General features: G+C 42.4%; 13 protein-coding genes. 10 read left to right on the plus strand and 3 right to left on the minus strand.

Annotated elements, in window-relative coordinates; translation table 11 throughout:
- Window positions 1–7 precede the first annotated feature (7 nt).
- Window positions 8–2,785, minus strand: coding sequence for an ATP-binding protein (locus SFU91_14670; GenBank protein ID MDX2130275.1), 2,778 nt, complete (start codon window positions 2,783–2,785; stop codon window positions 8–10).
- A gap of 307 nt (window positions 2,786–3,092) precedes the next feature.
- On the opposite strand from SFU91_14670, the gene SFU91_14675 reads away from it, so the two are divergent.
- The 4 genes from SFU91_14675 to SFU91_14690 all read left to right on the plus strand — a co-directional run bounded on the left by SFU91_14675 (window position 3,093) and on the right by SFU91_14690 (window position 8,659).
- On the plus strand, window positions 3,093–4,121 hold the full coding sequence (locus SFU91_14675; protein MDX2130276.1) for a glycosyltransferase family 2 protein: 1,029 nt from the start codon (window positions 3,093–3,095) through the stop codon (window positions 4,119–4,121).
- A gap of 42 nt (window positions 4,122–4,163) precedes the next feature.
- A complete protein-coding gene (locus SFU91_14680; protein ID MDX2130277.1) occupies window positions 4,164–5,222 on the plus strand; it encodes a lysylphosphatidylglycerol synthase transmembrane domain-containing protein in 1,059 nt (352 codons plus the stop codon).
- A 57-nt stretch (window positions 5,223–5,279) separates the two neighbouring features.
- Entirely contained in the window at window positions 5,280–6,113 is an 834-nt protein-coding gene (locus SFU91_14685; protein MDX2130278.1) for a CpsB/CapC family capsule biosynthesis tyrosine phosphatase, read from the plus strand.
- A gap of 122 nt (window positions 6,114–6,235) precedes the next feature.
- A complete protein-coding gene (locus SFU91_14690; protein ID MDX2130279.1) occupies window positions 6,236–8,659 on the plus strand; it encodes a polysaccharide biosynthesis tyrosine autokinase in 2,424 nt (807 codons plus the stop codon).
- Window positions 8,660–8,735: 76 nt separating this feature from the next.
- On the opposite strand, the gene fni is transcribed toward SFU91_14690, so the two are convergent.
- Window positions 8,736–9,848, minus strand: a complete 1,113-nt coding sequence (gene fni, locus SFU91_14695; protein ID MDX2130280.1) for a type 2 isopentenyl-diphosphate Delta-isomerase — start codon at window positions 9,846–9,848, stop codon at window positions 8,736–8,738.
- 149 nt (window positions 9,849–9,997) lie between these two features.
- Between fni and SFU91_14700 the strand changes: the two genes are divergently transcribed.
- The 6 genes from SFU91_14700 to guaA all read left to right on the plus strand — a co-directional run bounded on the left by SFU91_14700 (window position 9,998) and on the right by guaA (window position 17,587).
- Entirely contained in the window at window positions 9,998–11,071 is a 1,074-nt protein-coding gene (locus SFU91_14700) for a bifunctional oligoribonuclease/PAP phosphatase NrnA (protein MDX2130281.1), read from the plus strand.
- 31 nt (window positions 11,072–11,102) lie between these two features.
- Entirely contained in the window at window positions 11,103–12,617 is a 1,515-nt protein-coding gene (locus SFU91_14705; protein MDX2130282.1) for a leucyl aminopeptidase, read from the plus strand.
- A gap of 111 nt (window positions 12,618–12,728) precedes the next feature.
- Window positions 12,729–14,549, plus strand: coding sequence for a histidine kinase (locus SFU91_14710; GenBank protein ID MDX2130283.1), 1,821 nt, complete (start codon window positions 12,729–12,731; stop codon window positions 14,547–14,549).
- A complete protein-coding gene (locus tag SFU91_14715) occupies window positions 14,546–15,214 on the plus strand; it encodes a response regulator transcription factor (GenBank protein MDX2130284.1) in 669 nt (222 codons plus the stop codon). Before SFU91_14710 ends, SFU91_14715 begins: the two co-directional genes overlap by 4 nt.
- Before the next feature lie 232 nt (window positions 15,215–15,446).
- Window positions 15,447–16,046, plus strand: coding sequence for an AP2/ERF family transcription factor (locus SFU91_14720; GenBank protein MDX2130285.1), 600 nt, complete (start codon window positions 15,447–15,449; stop codon window positions 16,044–16,046).
- A 23-nt stretch (window positions 16,047–16,069) separates the two neighbouring features.
- Window positions 16,070–17,587 carry a glutamine-hydrolyzing GMP synthase gene (gene guaA / locus SFU91_14725; protein MDX2130286.1) on the plus strand — a complete coding sequence of 506 codons (1,518 nt, stop codon included), beginning with the start codon at window positions 16,070–16,072 and terminating at the stop codon, window positions 17,585–17,587.
- 41 nt (window positions 17,588–17,628) lie between these two features.
- On the opposite strand, the gene SFU91_14730 is transcribed toward guaA, so the two are convergent.
- The gene (locus tag SFU91_14730; GenBank protein MDX2130287.1) at window positions 17,629–17,823 is read right to left on the minus strand and encodes a hypothetical protein; all 195 of its coding nucleotides are present in this window, start codon (window positions 17,821–17,823) and stop codon (window positions 17,629–17,631) included.
- Window positions 17,824–17,917 lie beyond the last annotated feature (94 nt).

The raw sequence follows: 17,917 nt of genomic DNA on the forward strand, positions 1-17,917 counted from the left end.
GTTTCACTTACTTTTGTTTGGTTTGAAGTGGAAAAGTGAGTATAAATTCGCTGCCTTTTCCTTCTTCACTTTGGCATTCGATGCTTGCCCCGTGAAAATCGAGCACCATTTTTACGAACGACAGCCCGATTCCAAACCCGCCTTGACCTGTGCTTTGCGCTGATTCACTGCGGTAATACGCGTCAAATATTCTTGGTAAATCTTTTTCGTTAATTCCGATTCCATCATCTTTGATCCTGAGAACAACCGATTTATCCCAACGAAGTTTCAAAGTAATTTTTTTGGTTTCCTGAGCGTATTTGATTGCATTGGATAATAAATTCTCAATGACTTGTTTCAGAAGCCCTTCATCGGCATATATCATTGGCTCATCCAAATCCGACTTCGCTTGGATTTCGGTTTCAACGCTAAAGTTTTGCAGGGAGAATTGATACGCCATTGATTGTAATACTTCCGTCATTGCTTTAGAAAGGAAAATTGGCTTTAGTGAAAAGAGTGTTTCATATTCGCGCGATTCCAGCCGAGCATAATTCAGAATAGATGAAATCAATCGCGACAGCCGGTCGCTTTCGCCCTCAATAATCGAAAGATATTTTTCTTGCTGATCCGGCGCTACACCGTTTTTAAGCAGTTCGGAAAAGAGCTTTATCGATGCCAAGGGGGTGCGCAAGTCGTGCGAAACACCCGCCAACATTTTTGTTTTTAGCGAACCGATTTCCCGAAGTCTTCGACTTTCTTCGGCCTGCCAGAGCGCTTCCTGCTCCATCATCCATTTTTCATCATACGCCTGAAATCGCTTTGCCAATTGTAGCAGATTCTTGATATCATCATCATAAAAGAGTGCGCCTTGGAGCTTTGGAGGAAAGATGCACATGAACCTACTTTTTTCGAATTTCCTTGATTGCGGAGTCGTGACCGAAAACGAGATGATACCGCCGATTTCTCGTTCAACGAGTGCCCGTGGTAATGTGCAGATCATATACCCATTTCCTTCACTTTCTCTGACTGTCGAGACTGATGGATTGAGCCATATCCCGAATCGCCCTTCCATCAAACGGGTTTTACGAACAATAAATTGAGCGGTGTGAATGAACTTAGGAGACCTTTTTGCACTTCTGTTTCGCTCACGCGTAAAGCAAAGTAGTGGTGATTCCGAAGCACCGAAGAGAGGCGCCTCTTCAACGCCCAGCGCTTTTGAGAGATATAGTTCCATTGTCTCTTGCATTGCTTCTCTTGTCAAGCATTGTGACAAGGCATCGTCAAAGCCGGAAAGGAGCTCTCTGGTGTTTTGCTGGGCTTGAAAAAACCATCGTTCAGACAAATTTTTTATACCAGTGGCCGCCGGTTGAAATGAAACCGCCGCAACAAGCGATATCAATACCCACATCAAGATTTGCTGATTCAGCGGCAATGCAAAAATTGAAAGGACTGCATAAAGACAACCGCCGATTAGCATCAAAGCAAGCCACTCCGAAGCGCGTTTGATTCCACGCGGTGTAATCTGTTCGATTCGCTCTTCAGTAAATCGAAGCTCAGCAAGAAGTATCATCAGCAAGCCACCTATACATAAACCCACTGCAAGCGGCATTGAAAGAAATACACTCAATGCTGACGGCGGTTTTGTGTGTATGATTGCAGGAAGCAGGGTAGAAATGAAGTAGCCCGAAAGAGGAATCAGAAAAGCAATTAGATAAAAGCCCGATTTGCGCGCAAGCGCATCGCGCTCGCGAATTCGCAAGTTTGGCATCTTGACTTCTTCAATCAAACTGACAATCGTTTTTAGAAAAATAATCATCCACACCCAATGCCAAGCTACATACCCCCATTTTTGAATTTTAATATTGATGAATTGGCTTTCACCGAAACCTGCCGATTGAAACCAAAGCGTGCATTCAAACCCGATTGCAATGAGGAACCCTATCCCTGAACTCCACACCACTTGATTTACATTCGGTTCTAAAGGGAAATTTTGAAACTTATTCAAGAGCCCGTTTCGCAAAGCCAGTCTTTTCGATCGAGCTTTCCAGAGCGCTTTAAACCGACTGAGAAGAAAAAGGGTAAGGATTGGAAAAAGCATGACATGAGTCGCTCGATAGGCCAACGCTTCCCATTTTTCACCCGGAAAGTGTGCCCCTAAAAGCAGAAATAACGAAATGCCCGTTAACCATAATGCCTGCCAGTCCTCGCCTTTTCGTGCTTCTCGCTTTGCCTTCCCCCGGTGATTCAAAACGAAAAGGATGGCTGTCGAAATCCCTAAAAGAATGAAGAGTAACCCACGATGTAATGGAGAAATTTTTTCTTTGAACACAACGCTGCTTGAAATCGCTCGAGTTGATATGACTGAATCGGGCGTCACAACGACAGAAGGCGACAGTGACACCGAATAAAATCGAAGGATCGTATCTCGCTCGATGAGGAGAGAAATAGAATCGCCGGGCTTTGCATGTCGAAGTGGAAAGAGAATCTCCTCTTTATCTCGTATTCGCCTCCCTGAAATTCCGATGATTCGGTCGCCGCTTTTAATTTCAATCCCTTCCTCAGCATCTGCAATGACATACTGTTTCAGTTTTGGGGATTCGCTTGCTTTTGGTTTCTTTTCTTCTTCCTTGCTTTCCTTTCTTTCTGTGTTTTTATTTTGAAGTGCCTCTTTATGTTCAATTTCAAAAACAGAAAAGGGATAAGACGGAAGCATACTCGCCTTATAAATCATTTCAAAAGCAAGTAGAATTACGGCGACTTCAAGCGAAATAAAAAGGGCTTTTTTCAATTGAAAACTTCTTGACATCGATAAAAAAATGGTCGATAAGTGGAAAAGCCGAATTTTTTTTCACCTATTTTTTGAACAAGATCACATGCTTCAGTCCTCATTCATAATCGTATGATACTCATACTTTTTGAACTTTTTTACTTCATCCTTTCTTAATACCTCTCTTGTCAACGGCTACGGAAAAAATTCTTATATTGAAGTTTTGTAGGAGAGTTTCCAATAAATCAGCATTAACTCAATCACGCACAATTGAAGAGTCAATTTGAAATCTAAAGGCTTTGCAATTTTCGGTGATTGTTTAGAAAAATGAATTTGACCAATCCAGTTGAATCCTTCAGTCGATATTATCATTCCTCATTTTAACGGAAGCGCAATTCTCTTGGGTTGTTTAGCCTCGCTGAAAAGAACAGATTACGCGGCAATGAAAATATTTATTGTCGATAATGGAAGTACCGATACAAGCATTCAAGAGGCGCGCACACTTTACCCTGAAATTGAAATTCTTTCTTCTCCAGAAAATTTAGGTTATGCCGGAGGGTGTAATTTTGGGTTCGAAAAAACCAACTCACCCTATGTTGTTTTCTTAAACAACGATACCGAGCATTCACAGGATTGGCTTAAGCATCTTGTTGAGAAAGCACAAAGTGACTTCAAAATTGGGGCACTTCAGCCCAAGATTCTTTCGATTCAATCGATAAAGCAAGGGAAGCGCGTTTTTGATTATGCCGGTGCCGCCGGAGGCCTTTTAGACCGATTGGGTTACCCGTATGCTTATGGGCGGATGTTTAGTCATGTTGAGTCTGATTCCGGACAATTCAATCATGTTTCTAAAATCTTTTGGGCTTCAGGTACCGCAATGTTTGCTCGTCGCTCAGCCCTTGAAAAGGTTGGCATCTTTGATACCGATTTCTTTGCTCATATGGAAGAGATTGATGTTTGTTGGCGTCTTCAATTGGCAGGGTATAAAATTTTAGCTGAACCGAAATCAGAAGTTTATCATTATGGCGGGGCAACATTAGCCGCAGGAAGCCCGCAAAAAGTCTATCTCAATCATCGCAACAATGTGATGATGCTACTTAAAAATCTATCAACGGTCAATCTTTTTTTTATTGTACCGGTTCGCTTATTGCTCGAAGTGCTTTCAATTGCTTTTTACTTGAAAAAAAGCGGTTTCGAATATGCTGGGTGTGTGGTCCGTGGCCTTGTTTGGAATCTTAAAATGCTATTTAGAAATCTGCGAAAGCGATCTGCCATTCAGTCTTTTCGAATCAAAAGCGATTCGGAGATTTTTCAAAATCTCCCGTTTGCAAAAGTTTTACTCAGTGTGGCTTTTCGGCCATCTCAATCAACATAATCAGTTACTGACACGAGCGATGCTCTCTCGTAATCCATAAACATGAAAAACGCGCTTAAAATCATTTTATCGTTGGGTATCGCCGGTTTCTTTTTTTGGCTTGCCTTTCGCGACTTCACCGCCAAAGATTTTCAGGATGTAATGGCAGCCATAGCTGATGCAAATTTTCCACTCCTTGTCATCTCCTTCTTTATCTTGATTCTCAGTCATATCATTCGCGCTTGGCGTTGGGGGCTTTTGCTATCGACAATCAAGCCAAAATTAAGTTTGATTAATCTTTTCAATTCCACAATGATTGGCTATGCCGTCAATCAAGCCTTGCCTCGAGTTGGAGAGCTCACCAAAAGTTTTAATCTATCAAAAGCAGAATCTCTCGATCCTAAAAAAGTATTGGCATCGGTAGTTGTTGAACGTATCTATGATACCCTGCTTTATGCTGTTCTTTTGGCGGGGTCAGTATTTCTGTTTCGCACCCCAATCAATGCTGCCTTTAATAAAATTTCTTTATTCGGCTTTCAAGTCACCGTAGAATACGCTACTTATTTGATGCTGCTCGCTGCCATTATTATTTGGTTGATTGCCACTGCTATATCGTTTTATCCTGAACAGATTTCAGAAAAGATTGCCTCAATATTAAAGAGCAATAAAATTTCGGATCATTGGTCGGAGCGTATCAGGCGTTGGATTTCCTCTTTTATTGAGGGCTCAGCGGCTTTGAAAGACAAAACGAAGTATGTTGAAATTATTTTTTCATCGCTTGCCATTTGGAGTCTTTATTGGATGGCGTCACTCCTTCCGGCATTTGCCGTTGACTTCGGAAAATACGGAATTGGTTTTTGGGAGTCGCTTGTGGTGATGTGCATTTCTGCTTTAGGGCAGTTGATAACACCGGGCGGCGCAGGAACATATCAATATGCCTGCACAGTCGCCTTGGAAACGGTTTTTCATGTACCTAAAACCGATGCTGCAGCTTATGCATTAATCACTTTTTTCATTCAGTTGTTTTCTTCGGCACTCGTTGGCGTTTTTTGCTTTTTTTGGCAACAAATTCGCTTTGCCGAAGCGGCACAAGACTTGACTTCCGTCAAGGCCAAGGGATAAGGCAATCCTTATATTGATTTGTGAGATTGCCTTTTTCCATTTTAATGACTTGATTTTATGATTGATATTCATTCACATCTCTTGCCGGGCGTCGATGACGGCGCCAAAACCATTTCAGAATCCTTGAAAATTCTTGAAGCCTCCGCTCGCATTGGAATTACGGCCATTTCTGTAAGCCCCCACTTGTATGAGATGGATTTTAAGGAAGAGACTTTCCCCAAAATTCATCGCGCAATGCAAGAGGTCAAAGAAGCCGCTCTTAAAGAAGGATTTGACATTTTTCTTTCTCAAGGCTATGAAGTTTATTTAACCGACCAAAGTCACCGCTTTGTATTAAATCATCACGCATTTTTAGAACAAAGCGGCGTTGAGCGAAAAGAGGAAAAGTTTGCCTTAATTGAGATGCCTGAAATGAGCATCCCGATGAATTTTCTTCATGTCTTGTTTGAATTGAAACTTTCCGGTGTTACCCCAATCATTGCTCACCCCGAGCGAAATGCTTTGGTTGAAACCCGCTTTGATATTCTTGATCGCGCCTTTGAAATGGGAGCTTTGTTTCAATTGGACGCCGGAAGTATTCTTGGGGCATTTGGTGAATCGCCTAAATTAAATGCGGAAAAATTGCTGAAAAGGAGAATGATACATCTTGTTGGTTCCGATGTTCACAATCTCTCTTCTCGCCCGGTTGATTTATTGCATCTCTCCCGAGAAGCAATTGGGAGTAGGCTTGGAGACGATTTCTATGTAAAATCCATCTTCGTTACTAACCCCGGCGCTGTTGTTAAAGGGAAAACTGTATTGGCTCATCAATTTATGCGTCAACCTCACGAACCGCAAGAGCCACAAAATGAACCTTGGTGGAAGCGTTCTTTACGAAAGTGGGTCGCATAAACGCTTGCTTTCCTTTGAAGAATTTAATGGAATAAAAAGTGGGCTGAACCAATCGGTTTAACCTGCTATATTTGTTTTTTCTAACGGCAATAATTGCCAATTATCTTTGTATCGATTATACTATGGAAGACACGCGTAACGGCTCACGACCAAACACTCCAAACGGAGCCTCACGTAATGGAGCGCCTTTTCGCCCACAACAAAATGAAGAGAGCGAAGACGTTAGCATTCAAGAGTTGCTTTTTACCTACTGGCGTGCGGTTAATCGAGGGAAGTGGATTATTCTTATCATTTTTATTCTTTCCATCAGCGCATCCATCTACTTAAGCTCGCTTCAACCTGACATCTACGAAAGCAACACCACAGTCATGATGTTCAATCAACGTAGTTCTGCTTCTGTTGTAGTTAGTTTGGGAATGACAGCTGAGCGAGAAACACAAACGGCCAATGAAATCTTTCTTTTAGAAAGTCGAACGGTACTTGAAGAAGTTGCTTACCGATTGGTGAATACACTGTATCAAAACCCACAGCTTAAACGAGACACCCTCAAAATAATTCAATCACCTTTAGGCGGGATTGACCGCATAGACGCAATTGCGGGAAAAATCAGGGGTGGAATGACCATTTCTGCCGTTATCGGAACCAATGCGCTTTCCATTGCCTTTCGTGCCGTTGATCCTTATGAAGCCGCGACGGTTTCACGCGCAATTGCTGAAACTTATATCGAACGGAGCCGCAATAGCCGCAACAATGCCGCGCGCGTGCTTCGCTTGTTTATTGAAGATCAAATGCGCCTTAAGAAGGATGACCTTGCACGAAAGGAGCAAGAGTTGCAGTCATTTATGGAAGAAAATCATTTAGTTTCAATCGACGCAGAAGCCGAAAAGTTAATTGCCCGTCAATCAGAAGCACTCGCTAAAATTGATGAAGCGAATATCGTTTATAGCGGTCTTGCGGCTTCGCTTGAGGCCTATAACCGTGAAATTGAAGAATTGCAAGAAAAACTTCCAACGACCGTCATTCAAGCCACTTTAGATCCTTATACCAAATCTTTCCAATCTGAAATTGCTCGTTTAGAATTTGAACGAGATCAAATTTTAGCCATTCCGAATACAAGAGACAATCCAAACACGAAAAGCCAATTGGATGGAATGGAAAGCCAAATTGTGGCCTATCGGTCAAAGCTTGAAGAAGCTGTTCGGAAACAATTGCAACAAGGTTCTACAAGAAATTTGGGTCAAGAATATCTTAATTCATTAATTGGGAAAAAAATTGAAACTGAATTGCAAATGGTTTCAATCGAAACCCGCCTTAAAGCCTTAAAAGCCTTGGCTGAAAGTTACGATAAGGCATTTTTGAAAACACCTATAAAATCAATTGAGTACACCCGATTAAAGCGGAATTATAACATTGTCGAGGATTTATATACACTTCTGATGAAACGCTACCAAGAGGCGTTAATTGCTGAAGAGCAAGTTCCAAGCACCGCCGAAGTTGTTGATGCGGCAGTTCCTAATTTTTGGCCTGTGGCGCCCAATCGATCGAAAAATATCTTCATCGGCGCTTTTCTTGCATTTGCGCTTTCGGTGGGTTTTGTTGTACTCCTTCAATTTTTAGATCGCGCTGTTTACACCCCAGAGCAAGCTGAATTAATGGGGACTCTTATCGGCACTGTTCCAGTGATTTCTACCTTCGACGAAACCGTTAGAACTCGAAGTGATGCCAAAAAGGCTCAAGATATTCTGGATCTGGAACGCAAAGTCGCCCCTCAGCTCATCACCCATTTCGACCCGAAAAGCACGGTTTCAGAAGCCTATCGTTCACTTCGTACCAATTTGCTTTTTTCAGGCTCCGCCTTTCAAATTGACATCCAAGGTAAAGGGAAAGCTTATATCGTAACCAGCTCTTCACCTAAAGAAGGGAAATCAACCACAATTTCAAATCTTGCCATCACTATAGCGCAAGGTGGACAAAAAGTACTGCTCGTTGATACCGATTTACGTCGCCCGGTTTTGCATAATATTTTTGGATTTAATAAAGAGCCCGGTCTCACAAATTACTTGGTTGGACGAACCAGCCTCGATGATATCATTCGCCCAAGTTTGGTTCAAAATCTTGATGTCATTACTTCAGGAACCATTCCTCCAAACCCCTCTGAACTTTTGGCAATGAGCCGTATGCGTGACTTTTTAGAGCAAATGCGCGAACGCTATGAAATTATTCTATTTGATACACCACCGATTATAGCTGTTACAGATGCACAAGTTTTAACCAAAATAACTGATGGGGTTGTCTTAATTATTTCCTCAGGGACAACACAAGCCGATCTCGCTAAACGCTCACGCGATGCCGTATTAAAAGTTAACGGAAACTTACTTGGATTTGTACTTAATAACTTCGATGTGACCAATACCTACGGTTCTTACTATCGTTATTACAGGTACTATAACTACTACTACGATCCAAAAAATACCAAACAACTTCAAAAAACACTTTTGGATCGAATAGCAGAAAAACTCTTCTTAACCGAAAATAAATCATTGTAAAGCCATCAAATCATAAAGCGCCTCTAAAAGGCGCTTTATGATTTATGATTGAAAGAAGCCAAGTGGCACAATAACCTTACAGACTTTGCAACTCCGCCTTGTGCAAATCACTGATACCCGCAGAACCCGTTAAAAACATCGCTGCTCTCAAATCATTTTCCCACGTCGTCAGTAATTGATGAAGTGCATTCAGAGCCCCTGTTTCATCTAAAAGATCATTTGTCCCTTTGCGAAAAATGCATTTTAGAAACGGGGTGGCAGCCGCTGCGAGTGTAGCCCCTAAGGCAATTGATTTTGCCACATCCAATCCATTACGAATACCACCGGAAGCTATGATTTCGATGCCTTGATAATCAGGTTTTATCGCTTTAAGAGATTTAATTTCCATCAAGCATTCCGCGGTTGACATTCCCCATTCCAATAACTCTCGTCTTGCTTCGGGTGAAAACCGACGGTCTTCTCCGAAGGTGCCTTGATATCGAATGGCCTCAACCCGTTGCCAGTTCGTTCCGCCCGAACCGGCGACATCAATCACCTTAACACCGGAATCCATCAATCGTTTTGCGGCTTTTGCAGAAATGCCGTTGCCAACTTCTTTTGCAATGATTGGCTCCGGAATCGATTTGGCAAGCCCTTCGATTTTGGAGAGTAATCCGAAAAATGCGGTGTTTCCTTCCGGTTGAAAAAGTTCTTGCACCGCATTGAGGTGAATAATAAGGGCATCTGCGCGAATTAAATCAATAATCCTACGAATTTCTTTTACACCCATTTTACCAGCCACTTCGGGAGCGCCAATATTGGCGAAAATCATTGCATTTGGTGCTGCCTTTCTTAATACCGAATAACTTTCTTTGTATTTTTCAGATTCGAGCGTTTGCCGCATACTTCCTACGCCCAATGGGATGTTTTGCGTTTCGGCAAATAACGCAAAGTATCGGTTGATTTTTTCTGCGGCTTCATAACCCCCGGTCATCGAGGAAATCATGAATGGGCGATTCAATTTTCGTTCAAGAAATATTGTTTCTAATGATACGGAATCATGATTCACCTCTGGCACAGCCAAATGCTTAAATCGGAGGGATTCAAAACCGCTTTGAACTTCTTGAAATGAGACTTGCTCACCAAGACACAGTTCCACATGCTCTGCCTTACGCCGCGATGTATTGACGCTGTTTTCAGGTTTTGTCATTAGATAAATGGAAAAACCTTTTGAATTGCTTAATTTGTAAGTTTAATTTCATTTTTACTGGTAACCCTCTGGTCAAAAATAAAATTGATGCATGAATTTATTTCACAATAAGTTAAGACTTAAGTAATCGACTCTCGTCAAATTCTGAAATGATCCTAACGGATACGAATAAACCTGTTCGCGAGGCAATGGAACTTTGGGATCCATTTGTATCGCTCATTGAAAGTAGTGAAAATTTTATCCTTTCCACTCACGAAAACTCCGATGGCGACGGCCTAGGCAGTGAATCCGCATTGGCCGGGGTTCTCCGACAGTTGGGCAAAAATGTTACAATTCTTAACCCTACCCCGATTCCAAAAAACTACCAGTTTCTTCCTTTGCTTCGCGATGCCGAAATCTTCGCCGAATCTTATCAAGGCCACAAACGACTTCTTTCTGATGCCGATGCCTTTTTCTTGCTCGACACCAATCGCCTTTCAAGAACCCGCGGAATTGAGCCGCTTGTTCGCCACAACCGCGAGCACGGAATGCTTCGCGTGGTATGTATTGATCATCACCTTGACCCAGAGGATTTTTCGGATTTGGCCATTTGCCAAAGTTATGCCGCTGCCACGGGCGAGTTGGTTTATGAATTGGTCAAAGCGTTGGAGCAACACTACGCAACGCCGCTCATTACCCGCGAAGTCGCTGTTGGCCTTTATACCGCTATTATGACCGATACAGCTTCATTTAAATTACCAAAAACGTCTCCTCATCTCCACCGAATTACCGCCGAGTTACTTGACACGGGAATCACCCCAATGTCTATTCACGAAAAAATTTATAACACCTATACTGTTGGCGTTATGCAGCTGATTGGCACCAGTATGCAAAGTGTGGTTCAAATTGCCAATGGAAAAGTATCATTTATCAGTGTTACACAGTCGCTTTTAAAGAAAACGGGAACTGGAATTGCCGATACCGAAAAGCTCACAGAATATTTAATGGGAATGCCTGAAACTGAATTGGGAATTCTTTTTATTGAATTACCGGACGGTAAAACAAAAATCAGTTTCCGCTCTCGTGGCGATATCGCCGTTAACAAGTTAGCCGCACAATATGGCGGTGGTGGGCACAAAAATGCCGCGGGATGCACGGCACCATTTCCTTTAGAGACGGCCATTAAGACAATCTCAGCAGAAGCATCTTCCATTGTTTCTCTTTCATCTGCACTTTTTAACTAAACTTTTTTCAGTAATCCAATCACCATTTGACATGAAATTTATTGTTTCTAAAAGCTCAAGCTCGGCGTCGCTTGATGCAGTTGCTTTTTTTATCGCAAAAGCCCATTTGAAAGACGAGCTATCAGCAATTGCAAAATTAACCGGGAATTCGCTTGAAGGTTTGAAATCTGATTTTCACGCCAAGGAGGGCGAGGTCTCTGTTATATATAACAATGAAACATCGCTTAAATCCCCGCGGGTTTTTCTTTTAGGGCTTGGTGAAAAAGTTACCCTTGACGCTCTTCGAGCCTCTTCGCAATCTTTTGCACGACGCCTACGGGAACTCAAACTCGCTAAAGTCGCACTCGACTTTTCCAAAGCCCAGCAATTTGCTTCTGATTCCTCCGAATCGGTTTCATATCTCGCACAAGCAATTACAGAAGGTTTCATTTTTGGTGCTTACGATTATACCCTCAAAACGGATAATGTGGATGCACTGAAAGGAAAGAAAAGCACCGCCCCGAAGTTTGATTTTAAGGATGTGACTCTGCTTTGCGATGATGCCTCAATGCAACAAGCAAAAGAAGGCGTTTCAGTTGGTGAAATTATTGGCAGCAGCCAATCGATGGTTCGAGATTTGATTAATGCTCCAAGCAATTACCTCAGTGCCACCGACCTTGCCAACGCTGCAAAGTCTTCAGGGAAAAAGTATGGATATACGGTTACTGTTTTCGATAAAAAGAAAATTCATGCCCTTAAAATGGGTGGTCTTATTGGGGTGAATCAAGGAAGCACCGAACCGCCAACTTTTTCAATTCTTGAATACAAGCCTAAGAATGCCAAGAAAACCATTGCGATTGTTGGCAAAGGCGTCACGTTTGATACTGGCGGGATTTCAATCAAGCCGGCAGATAATATGGGGGATATGAAGTCGGATATGTCTGGGGCAGCGGATGTAATTGGCGCCGTAGAAGTTGCTGCTAGATTGAAACTTCCCGTTCATGTTGTTGGCATTATTCCTGCAACCGATAATAAGCCGAGCGGCTCAGCTCAAAACCCCGGAGATGTGCTCACCACATACGCCGGCATCACGGTTGAAGTTGATAATACCGATGCAGAGGGTCGGTTGATATTAGCTGATGCACTTACCTACGCCAAAGAGCAGTTTCAGCCCGATACTATCATTGACTTAGCGACATTAACTGGAGCTTGTGTAATTGCCCTCGGCTATCAAGCCGCAGGAATGTTTACCAATAATGATGCTTTAGCCGAACGACTAAGCAAGGCCGGATTTCGTTCCGGTGAAAAGGTTTGGCGTATGCCGCTTTGGGAAGAATATGATAAACAAATCAAATCTGATATCGCCGATGTCAAAAACACCGGTGGACGCGGCGCAGGGGCTGTCACCGCGGCTAAGTTTTTAGAAAAATTTATTGGCGATCATCCTTCGTGGGCACACTTAGATATTGCTGGACCTTCTTTTCCTTCGATGGGCTCAAGCGGCTCACGAGGCAGCTCCGGTTTTGGTGTCAGGCTTCTTGCAGAAGCATTACGGCAATGGAATTAAGATTGCGATGTTTCCGTTTATTTTGAGGCGCTTGAAGCGCCTCTTTTTTTTCTCAGTTTCTTTTTTTTATTCACCGAGAATTTTTCGATTTAGGCGTAATGGAATTTCAGTATGCGTATTTTTCATAAACTGCTGCTTTCTTTTTTAACGGTTGGGATTGGAGCCACGGTTGTTATTAGTTTTCTTTTCTACCGAGATTCAAAAGAAGCACTTCTCAATCGTGCTTTTGAACAGCTTTCATCCGTCAAAACGCTTAAGTCGAAAAAGATTGAAGACATTCTTCGTGGCTCTGTAGAGGAAGCCAAGGTCTGGCGTTTAGCTGTTCATGAAGCTCGCAAAACACGCGCTCAAACTGATTCAACCATTTTTTTATTTGATCCGGGGCTTACACCGCTCGATTCAATTGATAAAGACCCGATTCTTTTATCTGCCGCCAAAGAGACTGTTTTTTTACTTCTTCGCGAGGGTCGATTAAGCAACCCAAAATCGATTCAAGCTTTGAACCAAGAACCTTTAGCTTTAATTGCAATTTCAGACGTGAGGCTTCATCCCTCAACCGGTGAGCCATTGATCTTTGCTGTTTGCTCATTTGATAGTGGTTTTGCCGCAAAATCCGTTTCATTTTCTCGATTGGAAAGTGTCCTCTTGGAGCGAAGCGGGCTTGGCGAATCCGGAGAAAGTTATCTTGTCGGCCCCGATTTCAAAATGCGCTCTCAATCTCGTTTTTTTTCTGAATCGACTGTCATGAAAACGGAGGTTTCAACAGCGGCGGTTCAATCTGCCTTTGCTCACGGTGATGGGTATATGATTACGAATGATTATCGCGAAGTTCAGGTCATGAGTTCTTTCACGGCGATTAATGTCCCTTTTGGGCCGAAATGGATTTTGCTTTCTGAAATTGACGTTTCGGAAGTGATGATTCCGTTTGAGCAAAGCTCAAAAAAAATTCTTCTGACAGGGTTTATGGTTGTAGTGATCGTTACTTTGGGTTCTTTTTTTATCGCCCGTCATCTTTCTTTGCCTCTTTTACAACTCAGCCGATTAACTGATAACTTGGCGCAAGGAATTTTAGAATTTGAGCTTCACCCAATAACACAGCGAAAGGATGAAATCGGCGATTCCGCACGATCCCTTGCCCGATTGCTTCAAGCACTTCGTCAAACACGCGACTTTGCCGTTGAAGTCGGTAAGGGAAATTTTGATACACCGTTTCACCCTCTTGGCCTAAAAGATGAAACTGGGATAGCTCTTGAAAAAATGAAGCGTGAACTAAAGCGGCTCGCAGAAATTGCAGAACACGAACGGTTAATGAAAACCGCAGCCCTGTTAGAAGGGGAGGAATCTGAACGAAAAAGGGTGTCTCGTGAATTGCACGACGGGTTAGGCCAAATCTTAACGGCCATTCAATTTCAAATTCAATCACTTCCGGAAAGTGAAAAACGGCAAGAACTCCTGCATTTGCTTTATGATGCCATCGAAGAAGTGAAGTTGCTTTCTTACAACCTGATGCCAAGGGTACTTGTTGATTTTGGCTTAAGAGCCGCGCTCCAAAAACTTTCGCTTGAAACTGCAAAACATACCGCGATTCCCATTCGTTTTGAAAGCAATGTGCCTACCGACAAAAGATTTTCCGAACCGCTTGAAATCGGTTTATTCCGAATTGCCCAAGAAGCCATCAACAATGCCGTTAAGCACGCTAATACCGGGTCTCTATCCGTCAAGTTTTTATTAAACGATAATCGATTAAGTTTGTCAATCAGTGATAAAGGAAAAGGTATCGGAGAAGGAATATTTTCGGCTGAAAATCGCAAAGGCAATGGGCTTAGAAATATGGAAGAACGAGCTAAAATATTGGGTGCGGCGTTTTCAATTCACTCGACCCCAGAACAAGGCACAGAAGTGCGACTTAGTGTCAGTGAAATATCGATATGAAAAAGAAACCTTCAATTCGCATCGCTATCGCCGATGACCATCGGCTTGTACGTGACGGTATTAAATCGTTGCTACACCAAAATGAGCGTATCGAAATTATTGGAGAAGCTGAAGACGGCGAAGCCGCGGCAAAGATTGCAGAAATCAAAAAGCCGGAAATTTTTTTACTTGATATTTCGATGCCTGTATTAAATGGTTTAGAGGCTCTTAAAGCCATTCGAATTCTTTCACCAAACACAAGAGTTTTAATGCTATCGATGCACGAAGAGCCCGAGTATATCATTAAAAGCCTTAAGCTTGGTGCGAGCGGTTATTTGCTAAAAAGTGTTGAAGAAAAGGAGTTAAGGCATGCGATTGAAGAAGTTTATCTCGGTAAAATCTATCTGCAATCGGGTATTGCTCAAGGGGTTTTAGAGCGAATGACAAAAGCGCAAGAAGGTGAAGAAAAATTAACCCCTCCAGAAGTGCCGGCGTTATCTTCAAGAGAGCGGCAGGTTTTGGAAGGAATCGTTTCGGGTCTCTCGGCCAAACAAATTGCAACAAAGCTTTTCATAAGCCCACGAACGGTTGAAGTTCACCGCGCCAATATTTCAAGAAAACTTGGGGCACAGAATACGGCTGAATTGGTTAAGATTGCCATTCAATTCGGGTTGATAGAGTCGTGATGTTCATTTGTGACAGTTGACTCACGAAAAAACCTTTGAAATTTACTTGATTTATAAGAAAAATACTGTATTTTGATTTTAATTCAGCACTCTTCCAAACAAGGCGTGTGCACCCCTCATGAATTAAATTTCAATAAAGCCCATTTTTTCCTCTTACCCACTTAGGGTAATTTTATATTTTTTGTCAAACATTTGAATTCAATCTTTAACCGATAAAAAAGGAATTGCAAAAATGACGCTGCCAAAAGGGATCAAAATTCTTGAAACCCCAAATCCAGAGTCTGAAGGAGGAAGTATCCTTTACGGCTATGCTGTTACGATTAATCGTAATGGAAAAGATTACCGTAAACAATTTTCCGTCAAAAAGATGAAGACCAAAGAAAAGGCGCTTGAAGCCGCCCTTTCTTTTTACAATAGAATGATGGAAACGCTTCCGCCAAAAATTGTAAAACCCTTTGCTGCCTTCCACTCTCGCAATCAAACCGGGGTTATAGGGGTTCGCAGATTTTGTAATGAACGGCAAAAGGGCGATAAGATTTACAAAGACGAAGCCTATCGAGCGACGGTTTACATTGCGCCCTATAAACAAATCTCAAAGCGATTTTCCATCGGTAAGCACGGTGAAGAAAAGGCTTTCCTTTTAGCCATTGAGTGGCGCGAAGAAAAGATTCAAGAGCAGTTGGATAAATATACTTCGATAGTTGACCCGGAGGCTATGTCGCAATGGAAGGCTGAATTTGAAAAACAAAAGCTTGATGCAAGAAGATATAAATCGCTTTTGCCGGAAGATATCAAACGGGCCGAATCATCGGCTGAAGGCCAACCCTCGTAAATCAGCAAAAGCGCACCCACATGATGAATAAGGTTTTGATTCTCGACTTTGGTTCTCAATATACTCAGCTCATTGCCCGACGTACACGAGAGCTTGGGGTATATTCTGAAATTATGCCTTATCACACTGGGCTGAATAAGATTCGAGAATTTGCTCCAAAAGCTATTATTTTATCTGGCGGTCCGGCAAGTGTTTATGAGCGATTTGCTCCCTTACCCGACAAAGCCCTTTTTACAATGCAAATTCCAATACTTGGCATTTGCTATGGCCTGCAAGCCATTGCTCAACACTTTAAGGGAAAAGTTCAATCAGCAAAAAAGCGAGAGTTTGGGCGAGCCATAATGCGGGTCACGAAGCCCTCTTTGCTCTTGAAAGGCATCGGCGAAAGTGCTGTGTGGATGTCTCACGGTGATAAAGTATCAGTATTACCTCCCGAATTTATCATTACCGCTGAAAGTGAGAATTCCGAATTTTGTGTGTTGGAGAATCATGAGCGAAAGTGCTATGGTTTGCAATTTCATCCGGAAGTTCAACATACGGAACAAGGGAAGGCGATTCTTGCAAATTTTCTGTTTGAAATTTCGGGAATTGAACCCGATTGGTCAATGTCCGGTTTTATCGATTCTGAAATTGAACGAATTCAGTCTATTGCCGGAAAAGAGAAGGTTATTTGTGCGCTTTCGGGTGGGGTTGATTCAACTGTTGCGGCAACACTCGTCAGCAAAGCTATCGGTAAAAACCTTAAGTGCGTTTTTGTTGACAATGGACTCCTGCGGAAAAATGAAGCCAGTGAGGTGAAGAAACTTTTGAAATCGCTTGGGTTGAATCTCAAAACAGTAGATGCCTCTGCACTCTTTTTGAAACGCCTTAAAGGTGTGACTTCGCCGGAGGAGAAACGCAAGCGGATTGGGAAAGCTTTTATCGATGTTTTTGAATCAGAAATAAAATCCGAGAGGTTTTTGGTACAAGGCACTTTATACCCTGATGTTATTGAAAGCGTGAGTGTTAAAGGGCCATCCCAAACCATCAAATCGCATCACAATGTAGGCGGTTTGCCAAAGCGAATGAAACTTAAACTGATAGAGCCGCTTCGTGAGCTATTTAAGGATGAAGTTCGTGCGGTGGGAAAAGCATTAGACATCCCTTCTGAAATTCTAGGAAGGCATCCGTTTCCGGGTCCCGGGCTCGCGGTTCGAGTGCTTGGGAGTGTAACGAAGGAGCGATGCGATGTGCTCAGAGAGGCCGATCATATTTTTATCAGCGAATTGAAATCAGCCGGTCTTTATCATCAAGTTTGGCAAGCCTTTGTTGTCCTTCTTCCGGTAAACTCGGTAGGCGTAATGGGCGATAACCGAACTTATGAAAATGCCGTTGCTTTAAGGGCAGTTTCTTCAACCGATGGAATGACGGCTGATTGGTCGCCCCTTCCAAATGATTTTTTAGCGAAGGTTTCAAATCGAATTATTAATGAGGTTCGCGGAATAAATCGCGTAACTTACGACATCAGCTCTAAGCCACCGGCAACAATTGAGTGGGAGTAGTTGCGATTTTTAAACCGTTTTTTTTCAAAAATTAAATTTATTCATCGACCAATTTCATTTATTCGGCGACGAAATTTGAGTGTTTGGCGATGATTTTCGAGTGTTCGGCGATTTTGATTGTTATAGATTGATAGATTTTGATAGATTGGTGAATTGACTTTGTTTTTTTGGCTGTTACCTGCACCGTTATCCTCTTTGCCTGCATTCGTGCAGGCTTTTTTTTTCCCACATTTCATTTAATTCGAAAGACATTTCTAATCAATTTCTAAACAATTTTTAATCCTCTCTTAATCATCAATTGATTTTGAATTATTCAATACCTTCAGATAT

The organism is Chloroherpetonaceae bacterium (assembly GCA_033763895.1).
Taxonomy (GTDB): domain Bacteria; phylum Bacteroidota; class Chlorobiia; order Chlorobiales; family Thermochlorobacteraceae; genus JANRJQ01.

Bases quoted from the DNA above. Each gene is read 5' to 3' on its own strand.
- SFU91_14670 (MDX2130275.1), bottom strand. From the start codon at position 2,785: ATGTCAAGAAGTTTTCAATTGAAAAAAGCCCTTTTTATTTCGCTTGAA.
- SFU91_14680 (MDX2130277.1), top strand. From the start codon at position 4,164: ATGAAAAACGCGCTTAAAATCATTTTATCGTTGGGTATCGCCGGTTTC.
- SFU91_14685 (MDX2130278.1), top strand. From the start codon at position 5,280: ATGATTGATATTCATTCACATCTCTTGCCGGGCGTCGATGACGGCGCC.
- SFU91_14690 (MDX2130279.1), top strand. From the start codon at position 6,236: ATGGAAGACACGCGTAACGGCTCACGACCAAACACTCCAAACGGAGCC.
- fni (MDX2130280.1), bottom strand. From the start codon at position 9,848: ATGACAAAACCTGAAAACAGCGTCAATACATCGCGGCGTAAGGCAGAG.
- SFU91_14700 (MDX2130281.1), top strand. From the start codon at position 9,998: ATGATCCTAACGGATACGAATAAACCTGTTCGCGAGGCAATGGAACTT.
- SFU91_14705 (MDX2130282.1), top strand. From the start codon at position 11,103: ATGAAATTTATTGTTTCTAAAAGCTCAAGCTCGGCGTCGCTTGATGCA.
- SFU91_14710 (MDX2130283.1), top strand. From the start codon at position 12,729: ATGCGTATTTTTCATAAACTGCTGCTTTCTTTTTTAACGGTTGGGATT.
- SFU91_14715 (MDX2130284.1), top strand. From the start codon at position 14,546: ATGAAAAAGAAACCTTCAATTCGCATCGCTATCGCCGATGACCATCGG.
- SFU91_14720 (MDX2130285.1), top strand. From the start codon at position 15,447: ATGACGCTGCCAAAAGGGATCAAAATTCTTGAAACCCCAAATCCAGAG.
- guaA (MDX2130286.1), top strand. From the start codon at position 16,070: ATGAATAAGGTTTTGATTCTCGACTTTGGTTCTCAATATACTCAGCTC.
- SFU91_14730 (MDX2130287.1), bottom strand. From the start codon at position 17,823: ATGAAATGTGGGAAAAAAAAAGCCTGCACGAATGCAGGCAAAGAGGAT.